Source organism: Phenylobacterium sp., assembly GCF_036563385.1.
In the GTDB taxonomy this organism is placed as follows: Bacteria; Pseudomonadota; Alphaproteobacteria; order Caulobacterales; family Caulobacteraceae; genus Phenylobacterium.
Genome location: NZ_DATCML010000012.1, coordinates 214,676 through 231,934, shown reverse-complemented (window position 1 = coordinate 231,934; position 17,259 = coordinate 214,676). Strand labels below are relative to the sequence as shown.

General features: G+C 70.0%; 20 protein-coding genes. 6 read left to right on the top strand and 14 right to left on the bottom strand.

Going from position 1 to position 17,259, the window contains the following annotated elements; genetic code table 11:
- Window positions 1–125 precede the first annotated feature (125 nt).
- A complete protein-coding gene (locus VIL67_RS12360; protein ID WP_332049201.1) occupies window positions 126–596 on the top strand; it encodes a GFA family protein in 471 nt (156 codons plus the stop codon).
- Window positions 597–633: 37 nt separating this feature from the next.
- On the opposite strand, the gene VIL67_RS12355 is transcribed toward VIL67_RS12360, so the two are convergent.
- The 4 genes from VIL67_RS12355 to VIL67_RS12340 all read right to left on the bottom strand — a co-directional run bounded on the left by VIL67_RS12355 (window position 634) and on the right by VIL67_RS12340 (window position 3,367).
- On the bottom strand, window positions 634–1,545 hold the full coding sequence (locus VIL67_RS12355) for an SMP-30/gluconolactonase/LRE family protein (protein ID WP_332049200.1): 912 nt from the start codon (window positions 1,543–1,545) through the stop codon (window positions 634–636).
- A gap of 26 nt (window positions 1,546–1,571) precedes the next feature.
- Entirely contained in the window at window positions 1,572–2,090 is a 519-nt protein-coding gene (locus VIL67_RS12350) for a dihydrofolate reductase (RefSeq protein WP_332049199.1), read from the bottom strand.
- Between the two features lie 96 nt (window positions 2,091–2,186).
- Window positions 2,187–2,522, bottom strand: coding sequence for a nucleoside triphosphate pyrophosphohydrolase family protein (locus tag VIL67_RS12345; protein ID WP_332049198.1), 336 nt, complete (start codon window positions 2,520–2,522; stop codon window positions 2,187–2,189).
- Window positions 2,522–3,367 carry a thymidylate synthase gene (locus VIL67_RS12340; RefSeq protein ID WP_332049197.1) on the bottom strand — a complete coding sequence of 282 codons (846 nt, stop codon included), beginning with the start codon at window positions 3,365–3,367 and terminating at the stop codon, window positions 2,522–2,524. Before VIL67_RS12340 ends, VIL67_RS12345 begins: the two co-directional genes overlap by 1 nt.
- A 182-nt stretch (window positions 3,368–3,549) precedes the next feature.
- Between VIL67_RS12340 and VIL67_RS12335 the strand changes: the two genes are divergently transcribed.
- Window positions 3,550–3,798 carry a hypothetical protein gene (locus VIL67_RS12335; protein WP_332049196.1) on the top strand — a complete coding sequence of 83 codons (249 nt, stop codon included), beginning with the start codon at window positions 3,550–3,552 and terminating at the stop codon, window positions 3,796–3,798.
- A 78-nt stretch (window positions 3,799–3,876) separates the two neighbouring features.
- On the opposite strand, the gene VIL67_RS12330 is transcribed toward VIL67_RS12335, so the two are convergent.
- Complete coding sequence (locus tag VIL67_RS12330) at window positions 3,877–4,419, bottom strand: DUF924 family protein (protein WP_332049195.1); 543 nt, start codon at window positions 4,417–4,419, stop codon at window positions 3,877–3,879.
- A 133-nt stretch (window positions 4,420–4,552) separates the two neighbouring features.
- On the opposite strand from VIL67_RS12330, the gene VIL67_RS12325 reads away from it, so the two are divergent.
- Window positions 4,553–5,485, top strand: coding sequence for an RcnB family protein (locus VIL67_RS12325; protein WP_332049194.1), 933 nt, complete (start codon window positions 4,553–4,555; stop codon window positions 5,483–5,485).
- A gap of 19 nt (window positions 5,486–5,504) precedes the next feature.
- Here the strand turns inward: VIL67_RS12325 and VIL67_RS12320 are convergent, their stop codons facing one another.
- Window positions 5,505–5,975: a 5' nucleotidase, NT5C type gene (locus tag VIL67_RS12320; RefSeq protein ID WP_332049193.1), complete on the bottom strand. Its 471-nt coding sequence runs from the start codon at window positions 5,973–5,975 to the stop codon at window positions 5,505–5,507.
- Between the two features lie 41 nt (window positions 5,976–6,016).
- The gene (locus VIL67_RS12315; RefSeq protein WP_414696209.1) at window positions 6,017–6,496 is read right to left on the bottom strand and encodes a Fur family transcriptional regulator; all 480 of its coding nucleotides are present in this window, start codon (window positions 6,494–6,496) and stop codon (window positions 6,017–6,019) included.
- A 120-nt stretch (window positions 6,497–6,616) separates the two neighbouring features.
- Between VIL67_RS12315 and VIL67_RS12310 the strand changes: the two genes are divergently transcribed.
- The gene (locus tag VIL67_RS12310; RefSeq protein WP_332049191.1) at window positions 6,617–8,674 is read left to right on the top strand and encodes a TonB-dependent receptor; all 2,058 of its coding nucleotides are present in this window, start codon (window positions 6,617–6,619) and stop codon (window positions 8,672–8,674) included.
- Between the two features lie 62 nt (window positions 8,675–8,736).
- Here the strand turns inward: VIL67_RS12310 and VIL67_RS12305 are convergent, their stop codons facing one another.
- The 3 genes from VIL67_RS12305 to VIL67_RS12295 all read right to left on the bottom strand — a co-directional run bounded on the left by VIL67_RS12305 (window position 8,737) and on the right by VIL67_RS12295 (window position 11,722).
- Window positions 8,737–9,819 (bottom strand): DUF4167 domain-containing protein, encoded by a 1,083-nt coding sequence (locus tag VIL67_RS12305; RefSeq protein WP_332049190.1) that lies wholly within the window; start codon window positions 9,817–9,819, stop codon window positions 8,737–8,739.
- A 245-nt stretch (window positions 9,820–10,064) separates the two neighbouring features.
- Window positions 10,065–10,934 (bottom strand): peptide chain release factor N(5)-glutamine methyltransferase, encoded by an 870-nt coding sequence (gene prmC, locus VIL67_RS12300; protein ID WP_332049189.1) that lies wholly within the window; start codon window positions 10,932–10,934, stop codon window positions 10,065–10,067.
- Window positions 10,925–11,722, bottom strand: coding sequence for an MOSC domain-containing protein (locus VIL67_RS12295; protein ID WP_332049188.1), 798 nt, complete (start codon window positions 11,720–11,722; stop codon window positions 10,925–10,927). The genes prmC and VIL67_RS12295 overlap by 10 nt, the downstream gene beginning before the upstream one ends.
- A 98-nt stretch (window positions 11,723–11,820) precedes the next feature.
- On the opposite strand from VIL67_RS12295, the gene VIL67_RS12290 reads away from it, so the two are divergent.
- Window positions 11,821–13,074, top strand: a complete 1,254-nt coding sequence (locus tag VIL67_RS12290) for a YihY/virulence factor BrkB family protein (RefSeq protein WP_332049187.1) — start codon at window positions 11,821–11,823, stop codon at window positions 13,072–13,074.
- Here VIL67_RS12290 and prfA read toward each other — a convergent pair.
- On the bottom strand, window positions 13,071–14,144 hold the full coding sequence (gene prfA, locus VIL67_RS12285) for a peptide chain release factor 1 (RefSeq protein ID WP_332049186.1): 1,074 nt from the start codon (window positions 14,142–14,144) through the stop codon (window positions 13,071–13,073). The two genes, VIL67_RS12290 and prfA, sit on opposite strands and share 4 nt — an antisense overlap.
- A gap of 128 nt (window positions 14,145–14,272) precedes the next feature.
- Between prfA and VIL67_RS12280 the strand changes: the two genes are divergently transcribed.
- The gene (locus VIL67_RS12280; protein WP_332049185.1) at window positions 14,273–14,578 is read left to right on the top strand and encodes a hypothetical protein; all 306 of its coding nucleotides are present in this window, start codon (window positions 14,273–14,275) and stop codon (window positions 14,576–14,578) included.
- 68 nt (window positions 14,579–14,646) lie between these two features.
- On the opposite strand, the gene VIL67_RS12275 is transcribed toward VIL67_RS12280, so the two are convergent.
- From VIL67_RS12275 to VIL67_RS12265, 3 genes are all read right to left on the bottom strand, one after another.
- A complete protein-coding gene (locus VIL67_RS12275) occupies window positions 14,647–14,943 on the bottom strand; it encodes a hypothetical protein (RefSeq protein ID WP_332049184.1) in 297 nt (98 codons plus the stop codon).
- Between the two features lie 110 nt (window positions 14,944–15,053).
- Window positions 15,054–16,196 (bottom strand): flavodoxin-dependent (E)-4-hydroxy-3-methylbut-2-enyl-diphosphate synthase, encoded by a 1,143-nt coding sequence (gene ispG / locus VIL67_RS12270; RefSeq protein ID WP_332049183.1) that lies wholly within the window; start codon window positions 16,194–16,196, stop codon window positions 15,054–15,056.
- Between the two features lie 51 nt (window positions 16,197–16,247).
- On the bottom strand, window positions 16,248–17,240 hold the full coding sequence (locus VIL67_RS12265; RefSeq protein ID WP_332049182.1) for a helix-turn-helix domain-containing protein: 993 nt from the start codon (window positions 17,238–17,240) through the stop codon (window positions 16,248–16,250).
- Between the last annotated feature and the right edge of the window lie 19 nt (window positions 17,241–17,259).

Genomic DNA, 17,259 nt, shown 5'->3' with positions numbered 1-17,259 from the left:
CCCCGGCGGTGCGTTGAGTGACCGCCGTTCACCCGAGCTTGCGCCCGAAGCCGGGCGAGGGGAAGGGGTGGACTTCCCTCCCGGCCATGGCCATGGTTCTGGAGCGAGAACAAAAAGGGATCGTCATGTCGGATCTGACGGGCGGTTGCGCCTGCGGAGCTGTGCGATACCGCCTGAAGAGCGCGCCGATGTTCGTCCATTGCTGCCACTGCAGCGGCTGCCAGCGGCAGGTGGGCAGCGCGTTCGCGATCAATGCCTTGATCGAGACAGATCGAATCGAGCTGCTGTCGGGCGAGCTGAAGCCGACGGGCATGCCCACCGACAGCGGCCGGCCGCACCTGGTCTACCGCTGCGGGGCCTGCGGCACGACGATCTGGTCGGACTACGGGGACCGAAAGGTGATGAGCTTCCTGCGCGCCACCACCCTGGACGACCGCGGCGCGCTTGCCCCCGACGTGCACATCTTCACCCGCTCGAAGCTGCCATGGGTCCGCCTGCCCGACGACGTCCGGGCCTTCGAGGTCTACTACGACATGGCCAAGGAATGGCCGCCAGAGAGCCTCGCCCGGCGCCGAGCCGTGCTGGGCGACGGCTGAGGCCCGCGTCCTTCCTTCCTCAAAGGGGAGGAGGCGATCAGCCGTTGAAGTTGAGCCTGAGGCCCGGGCGGGGCCAGCGGGCGCGGAACAGCTTGCCGGTGGACGAGGCGGTGATCCAGGCGGTCTGCATGTCGGGGCCGCCGAAGCAGATGTTAGTGCAGATCAGGTCCGGGAAGGCGAAGTGCTCGGTGGAGCCGTCCGGGTCGAAGGCGGTGATCCCGCCGTTGATGATGGTGGCGACGCAGACCTTGCCGGAGGCCTCCACGGCCAGGCTGTCGAGCAGCTGGTAGCCGGGCAGGTTGGCGACGATGCGGCCAGGCGCGAACCCCGGCGGCGGGGCGAGCACGCCGGGCTCGGCCACGTCGAAGGCCCACAGGCGGCCGAGCTGGGTGTCGGCGACATAGACGACGGTCTCGTCGGGGGAGAGGCCGACGCCGTTGGGGGAGATGATGTGGTCGCGCTGGCGGCTGATGTGCGAGCCGTCGGTGCGGGCGTAGTAGAGCGCCCCGAACTTGCGGCCGTCCGGCGTGGAGCAGCCGTGGTCGGTGAACCAGAACCCGCCCTGGCGGTCGAAGACCAGGTCGTTCGGGCCGATCAGCCGCTTGCCGTCGCAGCTGTCGTAGACCGTGCGCAGTTCGCCGGTGGTGAGGTCGTAGCGCTGGATCATCCCGCCGGCGTGCTCCGGCGGGGTGGGCCCTGGGATGGTCAGGCCGTCACGCTCGATCCAGACGAAGGATCCGCCGTTGTTGGTAATCCAGATGGCGCCGTCCGGGCCGATTGCGGCGCCGTTCGGGCCGCCGCCGGTCTCCACCACCGTCTCGCGTGAGCCGTCCGGCCGGATGCGGGTCAGCCGACGGCCCTGGATCTCCGTGAGGATGACCGAGCCGTCGGCCATGGCGATGGGGCCCTCGGGAAACTGCAGCCCCTCGGCGACCAGCTCGAACTCCATCTCGTCCTCCCTCTGCTTGCGGAGGACTATAGGCGCTCCAGCACTCGGAAGGTGAAGGAGAACTCGTCGGACTCTGACGCCGGGTGAGCCTCGCGCCGGACCTCGCGCCAACGGGCCTCGTCGATCGGCGGGAGGCGCACGTCGCCCTCCACCTCGGCCTCGACCTCGGTAAGGTACAGCCGCGCGGCGCGGGGCACGGCCAGGGCGAAGAGCGAGGCGCCGCCGATCACGCAGACCTCGCTGGCGCCGTCCTCCTCGGCCTGCTCGCGGGCGATCTGCACGGCTTCCGAGAAGTCCTCGCACACCACCGCGCCCTTGGCCTCGAAAGAGCCGTCCTTGGTGAGCACGATGTTGGTCCGGCCCACCAGCGGCTTCTTCGGCAGGCTTTCCCAGGTCTTGCGGCCCATGATCACCGGCTTGCCCATGGTGAGCGCGCGGAAGATGGCGAGGTCCGACTTCAGCCGCCAGGGCAGGCCGCCGTCCTTGCCGATGACGCCGTTCCGATCCCGCGCGATCGGGCCGGCGGTGAGGGTGATGCGGGACATAGGTTCGCTAAATATCGAACTCGCACGTCCCCCTCCACCGCTCATCCCGGCGAAAGCCGGGACCCAAGCGCTGCTGGGATGTGATGCGCGCGCGGGCTAGTCCAACGACTCAGCTTCGGCCCCGGCTTTCGCCGGGTGAGCGGGCTCGAGCCAGCTGAGCCACTTGCGCCGCACGGCTGCGTCGGGATCGATGCCGAAGCGGCGGCAGTAGAGCAGGAGGGTGCAGAGCACGTCGGCGGCCTCGTCGGCGCGCTGCTGCTCGCTCGCCTCGCCGCGGCCACGCGACGACAGCCGCAGGTGGACCTGGGCGAGTTCGCCGAGCTCCTCCTGAAGCTTCAGCAGGAACCAGTCGTCGTCGCGCGCGATGCCGTACTTGCCGGCGTAGATGTCCGAGATCTGCGCCGCGGCGTCGCTGATCTCGGCGAGCGTCATCAGACCGCGATCGGGGCGGCGATGGAGGGGTGGGCACGGTAGCCTTCGAGTTGGAAGTCCTCGTACTCGAAGGCGAAGAGGTCGTCCCGCTCAGCCAGGTGCATGATCGGCAGCGGCAGAGGCTCGCGGGAGAGCTGCAGGCGCGCCTGGTCCAGGTGGTTCAGGTAGAGGTGGGCATCGCCGAGCGTGTGCACGAACTCGCCGGGCTCGAGCCCCGTCACCTTGGCCACCATCAGGGTCAGAAGGGCGTAGGAGGCGATGTTGAACGGGACGCCGAGGAAGACGTCGGCCGAGCGCTGGTAGAGCTGGCAGCTCAGCTTTCCGTCCGCCACGAAGAACTGGAAGAGGCAGTGGCAGGGCGGCAGCGCCATGTCCTCCACCTCAGCCGGGTTCCAGGCCGAGACGATATGGCGGCGGCTGTTCGGGTTTGTCTTCAGGCCTTCGACCACGGCGGCGATCTGATCGATGACGCGGCCGTCGGGCGCGGACCACGAGCGCCACTGCTTGCCGTACACGGGTCCGAGCTCGCCGGTGGGGTCGGCCCACTCGTCCCAGATGGAGACGCCTCGCTCCTGCAGCCAGCGGACGTTGGTGTCGCCACGCAGGAACCACAGCAGCTCCAGGATGATCGACTTGCGGTGCAGCTTCTTGGTGGTGAGGAGGGGGAAGCCCTTGGACAGGTCGAACCGCATCTGACGTCCGAAGACGCCCAGCGTGCCGGTGCCGGTGCGGTCGCCGCGCTGCACGCCATTGGCCAGGATGTCGGCCAACAGGTCGAGGTACTGCCGCTCCGGGTGGTCGTCGGCGGCCTGGTAGCGGCTGGCGATGGAGACGTGGGCGTTCATGGCCGGGCTCTTCGGTCTTTCGAAGGTCGATGTTCGCCCCGATTCGGCCCGCCACGCGAATCGCCGTTCGTCGCGATGCACAGTCGATCCGTCGCACCCCACGCCGCGACACGAAACTTGGTGTTAAGCGCAGGCGTGTCCTAAAGCCGCGCTTCGTTCAACGAATTAGGTTCGTACAGAGAATGATCCTCCTTTCCGCCCTGGCCGCGCTGGCCATGGCCGCGGCGCCGCAGGCCGCGGTCGAGAAGACCGGCCCCGCCGCCACGGCCGCCACCCCCGCCCTGGACGCCAAGTCCGAGGTGAAGACCAAGAAGGTCTGCACAGAGTCCCCGCCGATCAGCGGCTCGCGGCTGGCCAAGCGCACCTGCCGCACGGTGAAGGTCGAGGAGAAGGCCCCGCCGGCGGCCGGCGTGAAGGCCGACCCGCAGTAAGCCGCGGCCGACACAGCCTTTCAGATCGGGCGGGAGCGGACGGCGACGTCCCTCCCGCCCTTTTCGTGTGCGACAGGCTCAGCCGGCGAAGCCGCCGTCGTCGAGGAAGGCCTGTTCCTCCGGCGTGGTGACGCGGCCGAGCGGCGGGTTGCGGTGCGGGAAACGGCCGAAGCGGGCGATGATGTCCCGGTGGATGCGCACCCATTTCAGGATTTCAGGGTCGCCGAGCTCGGCGGCGACGGCTAGGCCGAAGTCCTGGTCGGCGAGGTCCTCCGAGTGCTCGAACGGCAGGACGAAGAACTGGGCGAGCTCGGGGTCCACCTGTCGATGGAAGCCGGCCTCGCAGGCGGCGCGGGCGATCCCACGGGCCTTAGGGTCCGTGGCCCAGGCGTGAGCGGAGCCGCGGTAGAGGTTCCGCGGGAACTGGTCGAGCAGGATCAGCAGCGCGAGCGCGCCCTCGGGCATCGCCGCCCAGGCGTCGTACTCGCCGCGGGCCGCCCGGTGGTGCACCGGCTCGAACCTCAGCCGGATGGCCTCGTCGAAGGCGTGGTTCTTGGCGTACCACTTCTGGGGGCCGGCGTTGCGCCAGAAGCCGAGGATGTCGTTCGGGGTGGCCGCCACGGAGCCTCCAAGTCTGTCCGGCCCTGAGGTGGCGCATGCGGCTTCGCCGTTCAAGCCGGGTTCATGCGGCGGCGCCGATCCTGCAGCCTCGAAGGATGTCCCGGCCGCGCGCGGCCCTCGGGGGAAGACGACGATGAAGACCAAGGCTGTAGCGCTCAGCCTGCTGCTGCTGGCCGGGACCGCCGGGGCGGCGCTCTCGCAGGAGGCCGGGGATCGCGAGCCGCGCGGCCGGGTGGGGCCGAGCGACGGCGGGGCGCGAGCGGTGGGCCGCGGCGTCTATCAGCGTCCTGAGCGACCGCCGCCCGAGGCGCGACAGGCGCCGGAGGCGAGATCCGCCCCCGTGGCGCCCGGCGCGCGGGGGGCCGGGGCCGAGCGGCGGCGAGGGGGCGACGGCGAGCGTCGCGGCCGGGGCGAGCGTCCGCGCGAGGCGGACCTGCGGGTGCGTCCGGAAGGGCGCGGCGTATGGGTGGACCGCGAGGGGGATGCCGACAGCTCGGGCCTGACGGGGGCTGACCGCCAGGACCATGAGGATCGCACGGAAGCCCGCGACTGGCGCCGCTGGAACGAAGGCGACCGGGACTGGGACCGCGGCCGCGGCGATCGGCGCGACGGCGAGCGGCGCGACGGGGACCGCCGTGACGGGCATCGCCCCGACACGGACCGCCGCGATGGCGATCGACGCGATCGTGGCGGCGGCTGGGACCATCGGGACCGGGACCATCGTGACGCGGACCGACGCTGGGGTGGCGATCGCGATCGGCGCGGTCCGCCGGCGAACCACCCGCGCTGGGACCGGCGGCGCTACCCGCCCGTCTACACCAGCGGGCACCGCTATCGCGGCCATATCTGGCGGCGGCCGAGCGGCTTCTATGTCCATGCCTGGAGCCTGGGCGAGGTCCTGCCCCGGGGCTGGTACGACGAGCCCTACCGACTGATGGACTGGTGGAACTACGCCCTGCCCATGCCGCCGCCCGGCTACGACTGGGTGCGCGTCGGCTACGACGCGGTCCTCGTGGACCGCTGGAGCGGGCGGGTTCTGCAGGTGGTGCGGCTCGTCTTCTGGTGAAGTGGCGGAGAGAAGGGGCCTAGATGAACCCCTTCTCCTTCAGCTCGGCGATGGATTGCCGGGCGGTCTTGTGATGGATGAAGATCCCGCCCTCGTTCTCCCAGAGATGGCGGTGCTTGTCGCGGTCGTCGACCAGAACGTCCCCGGGGTGCCGGTGCTCGTGCTTGAGGGCGGCCGAGGTGGTGATCACCGGCACGCCCGGGAAGTGCTTCTCGGCCCAGCGCCGCTTCTGCGGCTCCGCCCAGTTCCCGCGCGGCAGGCCGGTGAGTATGATGGGGTCGCGGTGTTTCACCGCCTCGTAGAGCTCCCAGGCGTCGGGCAGCGGCTCGAGGTTCTCGAAGAAGCCCTCGGCGGTGGCGAGCTTCTGCCAGAAGCGGCCGATGCCGTGGCGCTTTTCGAAGGCGCGCGGATGCATGCCCAGGATGGCCTGCGCCCCCTTGTCGAAGTCGGCGAGCACGCCGTCGCAGTCGAGATAGATCTGTTTGCGCATGGGCAGAGGGAACGCCGGCCCGCGGATCGGGTTCGCGGGCGCTATTCCGGGCAGGCGGGGCAGCGCCCCCGGGCCTCGAGCGTGACGCTCCGCACGGCGTAGCCGGCCGCTTTCGCCGCGACCAGGGCCGGGGCCAGGTCGGGCTCGAACTCCTGGGCGGCGCCGCAGCAGTCGCAGATCAGGAAGGCCGCCATGTGCCCGTCGGCCTCCAGCCGGCAGGGGACATAAGCGTTGAGGCTTTCGATCCGATGGGCGAAGCCCAGACGCTCGAGGAACTCCAAGGCGCGGTAGACGGTGGGCGGCTTGGCGGGCTCGCCGGCCTCGCCATAGGCGGCGATCAGGTCATAGGCCTTGAGCGGGCCATCGGACTCCAGCAGCAGTTCCAGAACCCGGCGCCTCGGCGGCGTCAGTCGCTCCTGGGTGTCTGCGCAACGGCTTTCCGCGGCTCCCAAGGCGCGCTTCAGCGCCTGGCCCTTGAGGCCCGGATGGACGCCGTCCGCGTGGTGGCATGCTTCGCCCATAGGCATTCAGGTAACCCCGGCATGCCTGCGCCGCAACGGGCTTGACGACGCGTTATGTTATTTCATAACGGTGACGCTGCTGTTATTTCGTAACACCTAGTCCGCTTTCCGGAGGGGTTCATGTCGCGAGCCACCCTGCTTACCGCCGCCGCCATGACGGCGCTCTGCGCCTCCACCTCCGCGGGCGCTGACGCCGCCGAGAAGGACCTGTCCGAGGTGGTGGTCACCGCCGCCCCCTATCCCGTGTCTATCGGTTCGGCGACCACGAGCGTGAACATCCTGAAGCGCGAGGACCTGGACACCGCCCCCGTGGGCGGACTGGGCGACGTCCTGACCGGCGTTCCCGGTGTGCGCTCCACCTTCTTCGGTCCGGGCGCCAGCCGCCCGGTGATCCGCGGGCTCGCGGGCCCGCGCGTCCTGGTCCTGTCGAATGGCCTAGGGCAGGTGGACGCCAGCGCGCTGTCGCCCGACCACGCCGTGGCCACGGACCCGCAGGAGGCGGAGCGGATCGAGGTGCTGCGCGGTCCCTCCGCCCTGGCCTACGGCGGCTCGGCGATTGGGGGCGTCGTCAACGTGATCGACGACCGGATCGCCCGGGACGCGGTGGACGGGCTGAAGGGGCGAGTGCTTGCTTCGGGCTCGACGGTGGACGACGGCCGGATGGTCTCCGGTTCGTTGAAGGCCGGCGCAGGCGCCTTCGTCCTGAGCCTGGATGGCACCCGGCGCGAGACGGAGAACTACCAGGTCCCCACCTTCCCTGAATCCCGCCGCCAACTCGAAGCTGACGGCGAAGAATGGCCCGGCCCGAAGGACTCGGTGGTGGAGAACAGCGCCACGGAGCTCTCCTCCTACGGCGCCGGCCTGTCCTGGGTGGGCGAGCGAGGCTATCTCGGCTTCTCCGCCAAGCGGACCGAGACCACCTACGGCGTGCCGGGACACGAACACGAGCACGAGCACGAGCACGAACACGACCACGAACACGAGGGCGACGCGGGCGAGGCCGAAGCCGACGCCGGGGGGGTGGCCATCGAGCTTGAGCAGACCCGCTACGACCTGCGCGGCGAGCACGAGATCAACCTCGGCCCGTTCGAGAAGCTGCGCTTCGCCGGCGGCTACGCCGACTACACCCACGTAGAGCTGGAGGACGGCGCGCCCGCGACCCGCTTCTTCTCGGAAGGCTGGGAGGGCCGGCTGGAATTGGTGCAGCCGACGCGTGGCGGCTGGCAGGGAGCCGTGGGGTTCCAGGCTCTCTCACGTGACTTCGACGCCGAAGGCGAGGAGGCGCTGGTGCCAGCCACGACCACCAAGGAGTGGGGCGCCTTCGTGCTGCAGCGCTACGACCGGGATCTTTGGGGGGTGGAAGGCGGGCTGCGGGTCGATCAGAGGAAGTTGGACAGCCTGGCTGGCGAGCGGGACTTCACGAACATCTCGGGCTCCGTGGGCGCCTTCGTCCGGCCGGCAGACGCCTGGTTCCTGAGCCTGTCGGCGTCGCGCACCAGCCGCGCGCCGGCTCAGGAGGAGCTGTTTGCGCAAGGGCCTCACCCGGCCACCGGCGGCTATGAGATGGGCGACGCGACGCTCGACGCCGAAGTCTCATGGTCGCTGGACGGCACGATCCACTACGACAGCACCCGATGGACCGCCGACCTGCACCTGTTCGCGGTGCGCTATGAGGGCTTCATCGACCTGCGACCGACCGGAGAAGAGGACGAGGAGACCCACCTGCCGATCTTCCGCTACCAGCAGACGGACGCCGACTTCCACGGCTTCGAAGCGGAGGTGTCCTACCGGCTCTGGGAGGAGGGCGCGCGCAGCTTCCGGCTTGAAGGCTCGGCCGACTACGTCCGCGGGGACACCGACCTCGGCGCCCCGGCGCGCATCCCGCCGTGGTCGGCGGCGGCTCGCGGGGTGTTCGAAGGCGGCTGGTGGACGGGCCTGTTGGAGGTCCGCCGGGTAGCGAAGCAGGAGCGGGTGGCGGACTTCGAACTGCCCACTGACGGCTACACCCTGCTGAACGCGCAGCTGACCTTGCGCCCGCTCAAGGACGACGGGTTCAAGGTGTTCCTGGACGCCCGCAACCTCACGGATGAGCAGGCGCGCGAGCACGCCTCCTTCCTGAAGGACATCGCCCCGCTGCCTGGGCGGAACGTCAGGCTGGGCGTCGCCTACCGCTTCTGAGGCGATACGAAAAAAGCCCGCGGAGCGATCCGCGGGCTTTTCCTTGTCTGGGTTGAAGGGGCCTAAGCCTCTTCGGACTCGCTGCTGGTCGGCGCGCCGTCTCCGGCCTCGAAGCTGCGCGGCGCGCGGCGGCGGCGGGGCTTGCGAGCCGGCGTTTCGCCCTCGCCAGAGGCGTCCGGCCGGGGCTCGGCGCGGGCCTGCAGGAAGGCGGGCGCGTGGCTCTCGCCACCCTCGGCGTCGCGCAGAACAGGTGCGGGACGCTCGTCGGCGGCGAACGGCGCAGCCGCCTGCGGCTCGACCACCGCCAGCGGGTCGCGCTGGGCTTCGCCGCGATCGTCGCGATCCCGGCGCTCGTCACGGTCGCCGCGCGGCCGGTCGTCGCGAGGACGCTCGTCACGCGGACGCTCATCCCGGGAGCGCTCTTCACGGGGACGCTCGTCGCGCGGGCGATCGTCACGATCACGGCTGCGGCGCTCGTCGCGGTCGCGCCAGCGGTCGCGGCGGCCGCCCTCGCCACGATCGCGGTCACGGCCTTCGCCGTCGCGCGCCTCGCGGTTCTCTCCACGGTCCCGGGTGTCCCTGTCCCTGTCACGGTCGCGGCTGTCGCGGTCGTCCCGCCGGCCCTCGAACCGCTCACCGCGGTCGCGGTCACGGCCATCCCGGTCGCGCCCGTCCCGGCGGTCGTCACGGTTTCGGTCGCGGTCTCGGCCGTCGCGGTCACGACGTTCGCGAGCCTCCGCGTCCTGGGCGTCGCCGCCATTTTCGGCGGCGGCCTCGTCGGCCGCCTCGGCCTGAGCCTGGGCGCCTTCGTCCTCGAAGTCGATGTCGAAGCCCGAAGCGAACTGGTCACGCCCGAGGATCTCGCTGGCGGGCCGCTGCGGCTGCATGGCTCGCAGGAGGCGGAAATAGTGTTCAGCGTGCTGAAGGTAGTTCTCGGCGAGCACCCGGTCGCCGGCGGACGTCGCGTCCCGGGCAAGCTGCTGGTACTTTTCGAAGACGTGCTGCGCGTTGCCCCGCACCTTCACGCCGTCGGGGCCGTTCGAATCGAAGGCGCGATTGGCGTTCTGTTGCGGCTTCCCGCCCCCACCGCCGCCGCCGCCGCGATTGCGGCCGCGCTGGCGCTTCATACCCTTGAAATCTCTCATTATTTGATAACCGTTTGCTCTTCCCTGAGCGGCCCTGAGGCGGTCTCTGCGCTAGCCTTCAGCGGACGGGCGCGAGGCCCGGTTGGATTGTTGAAGACGCTTAGTTCCCCGTCTTCCGCCCGGAAGCTCTTCAGCGAGAGGCCTTTTTGAGAAGCGTCGCGCCTGCCGGAGGGTTCGCGTCCTCTTGTGAGGGCGCCTCTGCCTAGCCGGCTTTCATGGGTGGAGACGACATCTGATGTAGCGACTCAAGCGCCCGTTTCCAAGGGCTTTTTCGCACCTGCGACAACCCGGTGGCGGTCGGCCAGGTCCTTGAGGGTGCGGACGTCGGCCGCGCCCGCCGCTCCGAACAGCGCCTCGACCGGCTCCTTCTGGTCGTAGCCGATCTCGACGGCGAAGATCCCGCCGGGCTTCAGGACGCGGAGGATCTCGGGGGCGAGCTCACGGTAGGCGTCGAGCCCGTCCGGGCCGCCGTCGAGGGCCAGCCGCGGCTCCCAGTCGCGCACCTCGGGCTCAAGGGTCTCGATCACCTCGGCCGCGATGTAAGGGGGATTGGAGACCACAACGTCGAAGCTCTCGTCGCCCAGGCCGGCGGCCCAGTCGCCGCGCAGCAGGGCCACACGGCCGGCGAGGCCCAGGTGGGCGGCGTTGTCGCGCGCCACCGCCAGCGCCTCCTCCGAGACGTCGACCCCCAGGCCCTTGGCGGCGGGCCGCTCGGCGAGGATCGCGAGCAGGATGGCGCCAGATCCGACGCCCAGGTCGAGGATCGAGAAGCGCTGATGCTCTTCGGTCTGTTTCAGCACCAGGTCGACGATGGTCTCGGTGTCCGGCCGCGGCGTGAGCACGTGGCTGTTCACGTTGAGCATGATCTTCCAGAAGCCCTTGCGCCCCAGGATATGGCTCACCGGCTCGCGGCGAATGCGCCGGTCGAGGTAGTCGGACAGCCGTGCTTCCTGCTCGACGGAGAGCGCACGGTAGGGGTCCGTTACGATGTCTGTCCGGGTCGCGTCGGCGGCGGCTTCCACCAGCAGGCGGGCGTCGATGACCGGACCGGAAAGGCCGGCCGCCTCCAGGGTCTTTTTCGCGTGCGTCCAAGCCTGGACGAGGGTCAGGCCCATTCGGGCGTCTCCACCGGGGCGGCGTCCGGGGTGGTGACGGCGTCGCCGCGACTGATGCGGCCGCCGGCCGTGACCTTCAGGTAGATGCCGCAGAACATGTGGCCGTAGTTGTCGAAGAGCGCCTTGACGACGTCGAGGTCACGCTCGGCGGTGGTCGGGTGCACGTGGGTGGCGGCGCAACGGACGATCGGCTTGAAGACCTCGGCGCGCGCCCAGCCCAGCATCATCGGCCGGCCGGTCCACTCATTCTCCACCCACGGCTCCCAGCCCTCCACGTACAGGTTGGCGCGGAAGCGCAGCGGGTCGAGTTCGACGCCCATCTTCTGGGACAGGTCGCGGACGCTGGCGAGGTTGACCACCGAGACCTGTCCCTGCGGGTGATCAGTGAAGCGATGGGCCCCCGGAGCCGTGACCACCCTCAGCGGCCCGCGCAGGTCGTCGTCCGGCAACAGTTTCGACAGCCAGGCGGCGAAGGCCTGGCGGCCCGCCTCCTCGACCAAACGGCCGGAGAAGACCGGCATGCCCTCGGCCTGGGCGTGCAGCAGGCCGGTATCGTCCTCGTAGTGCGTCCGCGCCGCGGCCACGCGCGGGATCGACATCAGGACGGTGAACTTCTGCTTCGGGACGAAAGCCGGCGCGGCGGGATCGAAGCCGGAGGGGCCGTTCTCGACCGCCCAGAGTCGGTCGAACGGGAGGCCCTGGCCCGGCGCCACGTCCACGTGCGCCAGCTGCTCCGGCGTGAATCCCTTGATCGGGTGGCGGTAGAGGGCGGCGACATGTCCGGTCATGGACGCCTGTTGCCGGAACGATGGTGCGGCATCAAGGGGAACGACCGCCGCACCCCGGGGTTGAAAAAGCTCCGCTTGGACCAGGAGGACGCCCAGCGTTGGCGCGACGCGCGCGATCCGAGACCCCGCCCCGCAAAGGCGGCGGCCTGACCCGGCTGCTGCTGGGCGCCGCACCGTGGCTGGGGCTGGCGGCGATGACGGCCATGTGGGTGGACGCCAACCGGCGGCCGCCGCCGGGCCTGTCCAATCCCGAGATCGCCGCGCCCCAGCATTTCGAGGACATCGAGCCCGGGCGCGGCCGGTTGGCGGCCTGGCCGTACGAGATTCCCTGGAAGGGTTGGCGGGACATCGTCTGGCGTGTCTATCGCGAGAGCGGCAATGACCGCATCGCCTTTCTCGCCGGCGGCGTGACCTTCAACGTGCTGCTGGCGCTTGCGCCGGCCGTGGGCGTGTTCGTGTCGCTCTACGGCCTGATCTCGGACGTGGAGACGGTGAGCCGGCAACTCGACCAGCTCGCCGCCTTCGTGCCGCGCGACGTGCTCTCCATCGTGGGCGAACAGATGACCCGGCTTGCCACGCAGCGCCCGGCGGACCTGTCCATCGCCTTCGTGCTTTCTTTGCTCTTGTCGCTGTGGACCGCGAGCCTGGGCATCCGCGTGCTGGTGGACGCGCTGAACGTCACCTACGAGGAGAAGGAGCGCCGGCCTTATCTGCTGCGCATCGCGACCATATACGGCTTCACCTTCGCCGCCCTGCTGTTCATGGCGGCCGTCACCGCGGTGATGGTGGCGGCGCCCCTGGCGCTGGACGAGATCGGGGCGGGGGAGCTGCTGATCCCGCTGCGATGGCTCGCCCTCTACGGCCTCGTGGCGGGCGCCTTCGCCATCCTTTACCGCTACGGGCCGTCGCGCCGGCCCGCGCAGTGGCGATGGGTGGCGGTGGGCGCGATGTTCGCCGCAGCCGCCTGGATGGGCGGATCCCTGGGCTACAGCTGGTACGTCAACAACGTAGCCCGCTTCCAGGTCACCTACGGCTCCCTGGGCGCCATCGTGGGCTTCCTGGTGTGGATCTGGTTTTCCGTCATCGCCGTGCTTCTCGGCGCCGAGATCAACGCCGAGGTCGAGCACCAGACCGCACTCGACACGACCGTGGGCGAGGTCAAGCCCATGGGCAGCCGCGGGGCCGTGGTGGCCGACAGCGTCGGTCTGCGCTTCATCGGGGTCCGCAAGGGGGTCGGCATTCTGTGGGGCACCACCCGACGGCAGGTGAACAACCTGGTGCGGCGAGGCCCGCGTGAGCCTCCGCCGCCCTTGCCCAGCCTGCCTCCGCCGCCGCCGCGGCGACCCCGCTAGGCGAACTCGTCTTCGAGGGCGGCGAGACGGGCCGCCTGATCTTCGGCGATCAGCGGGTCGATCACGTCGTCGAGCGCCTCGCCCTCCATGATCTTGGGCAGGTTGTAGAGGGTCAGGTTGATGCGGTGATCCGTCACCCGCCCCTGAGGGTAATTGTAGGTGCGGATGCGCTCGGAGCGGTCGCCCGATCCCACCTGGCTCTTGCGGGCGTCCGCGCGGGCGGTGTCCAGGGCCTCGCGCTGCTGATCGTAGAGCTTGACCTTGAGGGCCTTCATGGCCCGCGCCCGGTTCTGGTGCTGCGACTTCTCGGAACTCGTGACCACGATGCCGGTCGGCAGGTGGGTGATGCGGACGGCGGAGTCGGTCTTGTTGACGTGCTGCCCGCCGGCTCCCGACGAGCGGTAGGTGTCGATGCGCAGGTCCTGGTCGCGGATCTCGATCTCCACGTCCTCTGGCTCGGGCAGGATGGCCACTGTGGCGGCCGAGGTGTGGATGCGGCCCTGGGCTTCGGTGGCCGGCACCCGCTGGACCCGGTGCACGCCGCTTTCGAACTTCAGCCGACCGAACACGCCGTCGCCGGTGATGGACGCGATGATCTCCTTGTAGCCGCCCATCTCACCTTCGGTGACGGAGTCGACCTCCACCCGCCAACCCCGGTTGGCGGCGTAGCGCTGGTACATGCGGAAGAGGTCGCCGGCGAACAGGGCGGCCTCGTCGCCGCCGGTGCCGGCTCGGACCTCCAGGATGGCCGAGGCGTTCTCGTCCTTGTCCTTGGGAGCCAGCAGCAGGGCGACCTCGTGTTCCAGCGCCGGCAACCGATCCTTCAGCGCCTCCAGCTCGTCCCGGGCCAGCGCCGCCATCTCGGGATCGCCGTCCGCCATGGCTTCAAGCTCGGGCAACTCTGCGCGGGCGCGTTCGAGGGCCGTCACGGCGTCGGCCACCGGCTTCAGCTCGGCGTGCTCCTTCGACAGCCGGACGATCTCGGCGCCGTCGGTCGCCGCGCCCATGCGCGCCTCGATCTCGCGAAAGCGGTCGAGCACCTGATCGAGCCTGGCCTGGGGAAGTCGCACGGGGGTCTTTGATCCGGGGCTTGCGGGGCCGCTTCTCTAGCGCCCCGCGGGCCTCATGCCAAACCGCGCGGGAACGCGGAACCCGCCTTCGGGGTTACGGCGAAGGTGACACCCATGGAGACACCCAAATGGCTACCGAACGTATGACGGAGCGCAGCGACGGCGTCATGAGCGAACGCGTCGTCGAGCGCGATGCCGGCGGCGGCACCACCTATGTGGAACGTCGCGGCTCGGGGATGGGCGGCGTGCTCATCGGCCTAGCCGTGCTCGCCCTGGTGGCGATCGTCGCCTTCTTCCTGCTGAGCCAGAGCCGCAATGACGCGATCCGCACCGATGCGGTGACCAGCGCCGCCTCGAGCGTCGCTGACAGCGCCTCGAACGCTGCGGGCGCGGTGGGCGACGCCGCCCAATCCGTGACGCCGGGCAATCAATAAGACGTCCTGAAAACGAAAAGGCCCGCCGCGGCGTCCGCGGCGGGCCTCTTCATGTCTGGCGTCGAGCCCTAGGCGCGGACGCCGGAGAGCGGCGCGTTGCCGAAGGCGCCCAGCTTCACGTTGCCGGTCATCTTGTCGCCGTCGACCTTGGCTTCGAACTCGAGGGTCATCGGCATCGGGCTCGTAATGTTCGAGCTCCAGGTGAGGGTGTCGCCGTTCACCTTGCCGGTGATCTCCTGCGAGCCCATGCGGCCTTCGGTCTTGCCAGTGAAGGTGTCGCCGCTGGTCGTGATGTTCGCGGTCACTTCCTGCGCGCCCATGGGCGTGTTGATGGTGATCTTCCAGTTGCCGTCAGCAGCGGACATGTCGTCCCTCCCAAGAAAGGTGCGCCAACTAACCGCAGGTAGAGCCCCGGCGCAAGGGTGACGCCGGCGTCAACTTTGAAGATTTTCCGGCGGCGCGGCGGGCCCGCGCCCTATTCCGCGGCGAGAGCTTCCGCCCGCTTGGCCGCGTCGATCTCGGCCGCCCGCGCCTCCACAAGCGCCACGATGTGGTCGACCATCCCCTCGTTGTCCATCTTGTGGTCCGGGCGCCCAGCCACATAGACCATGCCAGAGCCCTTGCCGCCGCCCGTGAAGCCGAGGTCGGTCATCAGGGCCTCGCCGGGGCCGTTCACGACACAGCCGATGATCGAGAGCGAGAGGGGCGTGGCGATGTGCGCCAGCCGCTGCTCGAGGGCCTCGACGGTTTTGATGACGTTGAAGCCCTGCCGCGCGCACGACGGGCAGGCGATGATGTTCACGCCCCGGTGCCGAAGGCCGAGGCTCTTGAGGATGTCGAAGCCGACCTTGACCTCCTCAACCGGATCGGCCGCCAGGCTGACCCGCAGAGTGTCGCCGATCCCGGCCCAGAGGAGGGAGCCGATGCCGATCGCCGACTTGACGGTGCCCGTCCGCAGGGCTCCCGCCTCGGTGACGCCCAGATGCAGCGGGCAGTCGATCACCTCGGCGAGCTGCTGGTAGGCCGCCACCGTCATGAAGGTGTCGGACGCCTTCACGCTAATCTTGAACTCGTGGAAGTCATTGTCCTGCAGGATGCGCGCGTGGTTGAGCGCGCTCTCGACCATCGCGTCGGGGCAGGGCTCGCCGTACTTCTCCAGAAGGTCGCGCTCCAGGCTGCCGGCGTTGACCCCGATGCGCATGGAGCAGCCGTTGTCCCGGGCCGCCTGGATCACCTCGCGCACCCGGTCGGGTGAGCCGATGTTGCCAGGATTGATGCGCAGGCAGGCGGCGCCCGCCTCGGCCGCCTCGACCCCGCGCCGGTAGTGGAAGTGGATGTCCGCCACGAGCGGGACCCGGGCGGCCTTGGCGATCGTCCGGAAGGCGGCGGTGGAGTCCTCGTCGGGGCAGGACACCCGCACGATGTCGGCGCCGGCTTCCTCCAGCTGGCGGATCTGGTCGATGGTGGCGGCCGCGTCGGCGGTCACCGTGTTGGTCATCGACTGGACGCTGATCGGCGCGTCACCGCCGACCTCGACGCTGCCCACGCGGATCTTGCGCGACGGCCGGCGCTGGATCTGGCGCCAGGGGCGAACGGCGGTGTGGTCCTGGGTGCTCATCGACGGTGAAAATAGGGGGTTTCCACCGCGAACCCAAGCGCGGCGGGAGGTTCAGCCCCCGAGCTTGCTGGCCGAGGAGAGGGCCGCGGGCAGGAAGCCGCGGGACTGGCCGGCGGCGAACACCTGGAAGGCGTAGGGATCGGAGACGTCCACCGTGAGGCCATCAACCGCCGGGATCCGGTAAGCCTCGCCCTTGCTGAGCTGGCGGGCGAAATAGACCGAGCCGTCGGCGCCACGGATGATCAAGGCGCCCGAGCGAAGCGCTTTAAGCGTCACCATGGACGGCTGGTTGGGCGCGGCGCCGTACACCTTGCCCTCAGGCTTGAAGACGGCCGGCAGCTGGGAGGTGTCCGGCGCCACGAAGTCGGCCGGGGTCACGCCGAGGATGGCGGGCGGGTCGAGGTTGCCGCGGCCGTCCGCGCCGGCTTTCGACAGGCCAGGGGTCTCGTAGAGGGCGGGCGTGGTGGACTCGACCGGGGCGGGCAGGGGGGCGCCGAGTATCGGCGTGAGGTCCTTCTGCGCCTTGAGCGCCTCGGCCACCACAGCCTCTGGCGCCAGCGGCGGCGGGGGGGCCGCGTCGATCATCGCCCGCTGGGCGATGTTCCACATGAAGATGGCGCCGACGATGACGCAGCCGCCGGCGATCAGCGCCGACAGGCGCGGGTCGCGATCATCGTGCACGCCGACGGGCGCGCGTAGCGGCTCATCGAGCACCGGCTCGTCCGCCTTGAAGCGGTAGGTGGCCTCTTCGGGGTCCAGGCCCAGGGCCGTGGCGTACGAGCGGATGTAGCCGATGGTGAACGGCCGAGAGGGCAGCTGATCCAGCCGAAGCTCCTCGATGGCGGCCAGATAGGCGCGGCGCACCCGGGTCCGCTCCGCCAGATCGTCGAGCGACAGCCCCCGGAATTCGCGCACCATGCGCAGCGCTTCGCCAATGTTCGCGCCGGAATGAAGCGTCGGAGCGTAGGTGTCGACAAGTCGAGGATCGCCGCCGGTGGCGGGCTCCAATTCGAAGTCGACGATCCGGCCAGTATCCAACGCCATGGCCCGCCCTAGCTGGGAG